Here is a 6,000-nt window from a genome sequence, read left to right as displayed (position 1 = left end):
TACGAGGTCCACGGCCTGATCCGCCGGGCCTCCACGTTCAACACCCACCGGATCGACCACCTCTACTCGGACCCGCACGAGGCCGATGCGAAGCTGTTCCTGCACTACGGGGATCTGTCCGACGGGTCCCGGCTGGTGACGCTGATGGCGCAGATCCGCCCCGATGAGGTCTACAACCTCGCGGCCCAGTCCCACGTGAAGGTCTCTTTCGAGGAGCCCGAGCACACCGGGGACACCACCGGGCTGGGCACCGTCCGGCTGCTCGAGGCGATGCGCCTGGCCAATGTGGACGCCCGCTACTACCAGGCCTCCACCTCCGAGCTGTACGGGGCGACCCCGCCGCCGCAGCACGAGGACACCCCGTTCTACCCCCGCTCCCCCTACGGGGCGGCGAAGATCTACTCCTACTGGATCACCAAGAACTACCGCGAGGCCTACGACATGTACGCCGTCAACGGGATCCTCTTCAACCACGAGTCCCCCCGCCGCGGCGAGACCTTCGTGACCCGCAAGATCACCCGGGCCGTGGCCGCGATCAAGGCCGGCACCCAGGAGAAGCTCTACATGGGCAACCTGCAGGCCATCCGTGACTGGGGCTACGCCGCCGAGTACGTCGAGGGCATGTGGCGGATGCTCCAGGCCGACGAGCCCGAGGACTTCGTGCTCGCCACCGGGCACCCGTGCACGGTGCGGGAGTTCCTGGAGATCTCCTTCGACCACGCCGGTCTGGACTGGCGCGAGCACGTCGAGTTCGACGAGCGCTACCTGCGCCCCACCGAGGTCGACGCCCTCATCGGCGACCCGGCCAAGGCCAAGGACAAGCTCGGCTGGGAAGCCACCGTCAAGGCCCCCGAGCTGGCCCGCCTCATGGTCGACGCCGACATCGCCCTGCTCCAGAACGACGCCTGGATCGACACCGTCGACCTCGCCTCCTGGGCCAAGTGAGACAGGACGCCACGATGACAGCAGACACCACCGAGAAGCCCGCTGACGCGACGACGTCGTTCACCCCCGGCCCCCTGGATCGCACCGCCCCGTTCTACGTGGCCGGCCACCGCGGCCTGGTCGGCTCCGCGATCTGGCGCAAGCTAAAGGACGAGGGGTTCACCGACCTGATCGGCCGCACCTCCTCCGAGCTGGACCTCAAGGACCGCGACGCAGTCTTCGCCTTCTTCGCCGAGGTCAAGCCCCGCTACGTGGTGCTGGCCGCGGCGAAGGTCGGCGGGATCCTCGCCAACAACACCTACCCGGTCGACTTCCTGTCCGAGAACCTCCGGATCCAGGTCAACGTCCTCGACGCCGCCCTCGAGCACGGGGTGGAGCGGGTGCTGTTCCTCGGCTCCTCCTGCATCTACCCGAAGCTGGCCCCGCAGCCGCTGAAGGAGGAGTACCTCCTCACCGGGCACCTGGAACCCACCAACGACGCCTACGCGATCGCCAAGATCGCCGGCATCCTGCAGATCCAGGCCGTGCGCCGCCAGTACGGGCTGCCCTGGATCTCGGCCATGCCCACCAACCTCTACGGGCCCGGGGACAACTTCTCCCCCACCGGCTCCCACGTGCTGCCGGCCATGATCCGCCGCTACGAGGAAGCCCGCCTGACCGGGGCCGAGTCGGTGACCAACTGGGGCACCGGCTCCCCGCTGCGGGAGTTCCTGCACGTGGACGACATGGCCGAGGCCTGCCTGCACCTGCTCGAGCACTACGACGGGCCCGAGCACGTCAACGTGGGCACCGGCACCGACCTCACCATTAAGGAGCTCGCCGGGCTCGTGGCCGAGGCCGTCGGCTACGAGGGCCGCATCGAGTGGGACACCACCAAGCCCGACGGCACCCCCCGCAAGCTCATGGACGTCTCCAAGCTCACCGCCGCCGGCTGGACCGCCCGCATCCCCCTGCACGAGGGTCTCCGCTCCACCGTCGAGTGGTACCGCGAACACCAGGACGGCCTCCGCCAGTGAACCCAGCACAGCCCCCGATCCCCGAGCCGACCTCAAGGAAGAACATGCCGCAGGCCATCCCAGCAGACCAGACTCGCGCCCCTGATATGCGTGATCTCACCAGACTCGCCAGGACCTACTGGCGCGGCATCACACTGATCGTCCTGGTGTGCACTCTGCTGGCCCTGGGGTGGTCCTTGATGCAGCCGAAGTTCTATTCGACCACGGTGCGGGGACTGGTCATCGCCATCGGCCAGCAAGATCTGAGCAGCCGTCTCGCCGGTGACCAGCTGGTGCGTTCCAAAGCTGCTGCTTACGAGTCACTGGCCACGTCCAGGCCCGTGGCCGAGACCGTGATTGACGACCTCGACTTGGACACGCCCCCCGAGAGAATCCTCGACAGCATCACGGTCGAAGTGCCGTCGAACTCACCGGAGATCCGCATCACCGCCTGGGACGACTCTCCAGAAGATGCGGCGAAGCTGGCCGACGCATGGCTGACCGGCCTTACGCGCACCGTGGAGACACTGGAGAACTCAGGGGATGAGGCTGCGGACTCAGTCGGCCGCATCTCCATCCAGCAGCTCAGCCGAGCGGAGGTACCTACCAGTCCCACGGTGCCCAACACCCTGTTGCACACGGGGATCGGTGTGCTGGTCGGTCTGGTGCTCGGACTCGTGTACGCCTTCGTTCGTCACCGCACGAACTCCGACGGCGTGCCGCTGACGGATCCTGCTGGCACGCGGAAGGACCCTTCGACCTACGGCTTCTGACAGGCGAACGTACTTCAGCGCGTATGGAACCGCTGCTGCGCCTCGAGCAGGCCGTTCTCGACGAGCTGCTCAACCGCGTCGGCGGCGTCGTCGAGCAGGAAGGGCAGCTCCTTGCCCTCCGTGGAGGAGAACGGCTTGAGCACGTAGGAGGCGGCGTCCATCCGGCCCGGCGGCCGGCCCACGCCCACGCGCACCCGGTGGTAGTCCTTGGTCGACAGGGCCTTGGACATGTCCCGCAGGCCGTTGTGCCCGCCCTCTCCACCGCCGATCTTGAGCTTCAGGGCGGCGAAGGGGATGTCGATCTCGTCGTGCACGGCGATCACCCGCTCGGCGGGAATGCCGTAGAACTTGGCGAGGCCGGCCACGGGGCCGCCGGAGGTGTTCATGTAGGTCATGGGCTTGGCCAGCACCACGCGCGGCCCGCCCGGACGCAGCCGGGACTCGAGGACCTGGGCGCGGGCCTTGTGCACCTTGAAGCTCCCGCCGAGCCGGGAGGCGAGCTCGTCCACGACCATCTGTCCCACGTTGTGCCGGGTCCGGGCGTACTCGGGGCCGGGGTTGCCCAGCCCCACGACCAGCCATGCGTCGGACATCGGTGCCTCCATCGAAAAGGTGAAGAGTGCGGTCATGCGAAGTGCGGGACGGCTCGCAAGCCGCCCCGCACCACGGAGAATCAGAAGAGCGGTGAGGCTCAGGCCTCGGTCTCGGGGACGACGTCGCCCTCGGGGGCCTCGGTCTCACCCTCGGAATCGCCGAGGTCCTGGGCCTGGGGCTCGGAGACGTTGATGACCAGCAGCTCCGGGTCGGAGACCATGGTCACGCCCTCGGGCAGGCGCACGTCGGCGGCGTAGACGTGGTCGCCCACGCCGTGGCCGTCGAGGTTGATGACGACGTCCTCGGGCACGTTCAGGGCGTCGGCCTCGACCGTGAGGGTGTTCTCCTCGACGTTGTGCACGGCGTTGGGCTCGACCTCGCCGATGACGTGCACGGGGATCTCGACCTCGACCTTCTCGCCGCGGCGCACGGCCAGCAGGTCGATGTGCAGGATCTCGGGGCGGGTGGCGTGGCGCTGGATGTCCTTGACCATGACCAGCTCGGTGCCGCCGTCGAGCTGGAGCTCGAGCACGGCGTTGGAGTGGCGAACAGCCAGCATGGTCTCGTGGCCGGGGATGATCACGTGCTTGGGCTCGGCGCCGTGGCCGTAGACCACCGCGGGGATCTGGTCGTTGTTGCGGATGCGGCGGGCGTAGCCCTTGCCGAAGTCGCTGCGCGTGGTGGCGGGGATGCGGATGGTGTCAACCATGGGAACTCCTCGATAGCGGGTCTGTCGTCGGAATGGCCAGGCGATACCGGCCGCAGACCCTCCCCCGCGTTCTGGACGCTTCGCGGGACGCCCTGAGAGGCGCCGCGCCAGTGGGGGCGGGAACGTTCAACCAGCCGTCGTCGATCACGGGACCCGCAGGGGTCCCCTCGCCTTGGCAACCGCACAAGATTAGCACGGGTCACCGGGACTGCATCGCCCCATGTCATCGCATCAGTAAATTCACATTCGGCCTTCATTGGACAAAAGTTAAGTCCTAGGAGGGTATTCGCCCTAGAGTCGGCACTGTCGCAAACTCCACCGACGGGATCGATTTGATCCGGTGGGCGGAGGTGCCAGTCGATGGGGGTCGACTGGTTGACCAGGTCGGTGCGCCGCAGGAGTCGGCATCTGCCACATCAAGAGTCCGCTGCGGCGGAGGCTCTTCGGTGGTGCCGGGGAAACCGGTGAGCATCGACCCACCGAATGCACCAGGGGGAAGGACAGCATTCAGTGCTGAGACAGACGGAGATCACACGGTCCGCCGCGTGGCAGGAGGACTACCTGCGCGCGCTGCGTCGGACGGACGCGCTGATGATGGTGTTGACCGTGGCGGCCGCGCAGCTCATTCGCTTCGGCTTCCATGGTCAGGGGTTGGAGCTGCGTGAGCTGAGTGTGCCGTACTGGCTTGTGGGCGCCGCACTCGGTGTCACGTGGTGGGTTTGGCTGGAATTGCGGGGCACCCGCGACGTGCGCCTCGTCAGCCAGGGCATCGACGAGTCGAAGGAACTTGTCAGCGCCACCCTGGCGCTGTTCGGCGCCCTGGCGATCTTGTCCTACGCCTTGGACATCCCGACGGCCCGGGGGTACGTGGTGATCGCCCTGCCCTGCGGGATCCTGCTACTCCTGCTCGGTCGGGGCTACCTGCGCAAACGACTGACCCGCCGGCGGTTGTCCGGCGCCGCGATGTCGCGGACCCTCGTCGTGGGACGCGTGTCGGCCACGGTCGAGATGGTCAAGAAACTGCATGAACACCTCTCCTCAGGTTTCGACCCGGTGGCGGTCTACGCACCTGCCACGGTCCGCCCGCTTCCAGGGCACCTGGCGTCCGTACCGCTGCCACCGAACATGTTGCCGGCCGGGGAGGCGCCCAGTGTGGAGGGGATCGTGGCCGCGTGCCGCGCCCATCGGATCGAGACCCTGGTGATGGCCGCGAGCGCGCCGCTGAGCTCGGAGGAGGTCCGCCACCTGAGCTGGTACCTGGCCGATGAGCGCATCCGGCTGGTCCTCGACACCGGGCTCACCGACATCGCCGGGCCGCGCATCCACACCCAGCAGCTGGCCGGGCTGCCGCTGATCCACGTTTCCACCCCGCGGCTGAGCCGGTCGCGGCTGCTGCTCAAGCGCCTCGTCGACCTCACCGGCGCGATCACCGCGCTGGTGATCCTCTCCCCCGTCATGCTCGTGCTCGCGGCGATCGTCAAGGCCCACGACGGCGGGCCCGTGCTCTTCGCCCAGGAGCGGACCGGGCTCGACGGCTCCCGCTTCAGGATGCTGAAGTTCCGCTCCATGTACACCGACGCCGAGGAGCGCAAGGCCGAGCTGATGGCCGCCAACGACGCCAAGGGCGGCGTCCTGTTCTTCATGGCCAACGACCCCCGGGTCACCACACCCGGCCGGTGGATGCGCAAGTACAGCCTCGACGAGCTCCCGCAGTTCCTCAACGTCCTCAAGGGCGAGATGTCCCTGGTGGGCCCGCGCCCGCCCCTGCCCTCCGAGGTGGCCCAGTACGAGGAGCACGTCCACCGCCGGCTGCGCGTGAAACCCGGCATCACCGGCCTGTGGCAGGTCTCGGGCCGGGACGACCTGGACTGGGAGCAGGCCGTGCGCCTGGACCTCTACTACGTGGAGAACTGGTCACCGGTCCAGGACTTCGTGATCCTCCTGCGCACCGTCAAGGCCGTGGTCGCCAAGGAAGGCGCGCACT

6 protein-coding genes are annotated in these 6,000 nt (G+C 67.9%); 4 read left to right on the top strand and 2 right to left on the bottom strand.

The features are described 5' to 3' along the window. The 3 genes from gmd to ACH9D2_RS04325 all read left to right on the top strand — a co-directional run. The coding region (gene gmd, locus ACH9D2_RS04335; protein ID WP_396361525.1) for a GDP-mannose 4,6-dehydratase at positions 1 to 945 on the top strand (945 nt) is incomplete at its 5' end. Between the two features lie 14 nt (positions 946 to 959). Then, on the top strand, positions 960 to 1,961 hold the full coding sequence (locus ACH9D2_RS04330) for an NAD-dependent epimerase/dehydratase family protein (protein ID WP_396361524.1): 1,002 nt from the start codon (positions 960 to 962) through the stop codon (positions 1,959 to 1,961). Between the two features lie 44 nt (positions 1,962 to 2,005). Further along, on the top strand, positions 2,006 to 2,713 hold the full coding sequence (locus ACH9D2_RS04325) for a YveK family protein (RefSeq protein ID WP_396361523.1): 708 nt from the start codon (positions 2,006 to 2,008) through the stop codon (positions 2,711 to 2,713). Between the two features lie 14 nt (positions 2,714 to 2,727). Here ACH9D2_RS04325 and pth read toward each other — a convergent pair whose 3' ends face one another. After that, positions 2,728 to 3,306 (bottom strand): aminoacyl-tRNA hydrolase, encoded by a 579-nt coding sequence (gene pth / locus ACH9D2_RS04320; protein ID WP_396361522.1) that lies wholly within the window; start codon positions 3,304 to 3,306, stop codon positions 2,728 to 2,730. A 98-nt stretch (positions 3,307 to 3,404) separates the two neighbouring features. Beyond that, positions 3,405 to 4,016 (bottom strand): 50S ribosomal protein L25/general stress protein Ctc, encoded by a 612-nt coding sequence (locus ACH9D2_RS04315; protein WP_396361521.1) that lies wholly within the window; start codon positions 4,014 to 4,016, stop codon positions 3,405 to 3,407. Between the two features lie 510 nt (positions 4,017 to 4,526). Between ACH9D2_RS04315 and ACH9D2_RS04310 the strand changes: the two genes are divergently transcribed. Next, on the top strand, positions 4,527 to 6,000 hold a 1,474-nt coding region (locus tag ACH9D2_RS04310; RefSeq protein ID WP_396361520.1), incomplete at its 3' end, for an exopolysaccharide biosynthesis polyprenyl glycosylphosphotransferase.

Source organism: Kocuria rhizosphaericola (assembly GCF_044462205.1).
Taxonomy (GTDB): Bacteria; Actinomycetota; Actinomycetes; order Actinomycetales; family Micrococcaceae; genus Kocuria; species Kocuria rhizosphaericola.
Note: the sequence above shows the minus strand (reverse complement) of the source record. Positions and strands in the feature narration are given on the sequence as shown.

Excerpts from the sequence above, each read along its gene's own strand:
- ACH9D2_RS04315 (WP_396361521.1), bottom strand. The coding sequence starts at position 4,016 with ATGGTTGACACCATCCGCATCCCCGCCACCACGCGCAGCGACTTCGGC.
- pth (WP_396361522.1), bottom strand. The coding sequence starts at position 3,306 with ATGTCCGACGCATGGCTGGTCGTGGGGCTGGGCAACCCCGGCCCCGAG.
- ACH9D2_RS04330 (WP_396361524.1), top strand. The coding sequence starts at position 960 with ATGACAGCAGACACCACCGAGAAGCCCGCTGACGCGACGACGTCGTTC.
- ACH9D2_RS04325 (WP_396361523.1), top strand. The coding sequence starts at position 2,006 with ATGCCGCAGGCCATCCCAGCAGACCAGACTCGCGCCCCTGATATGCGT.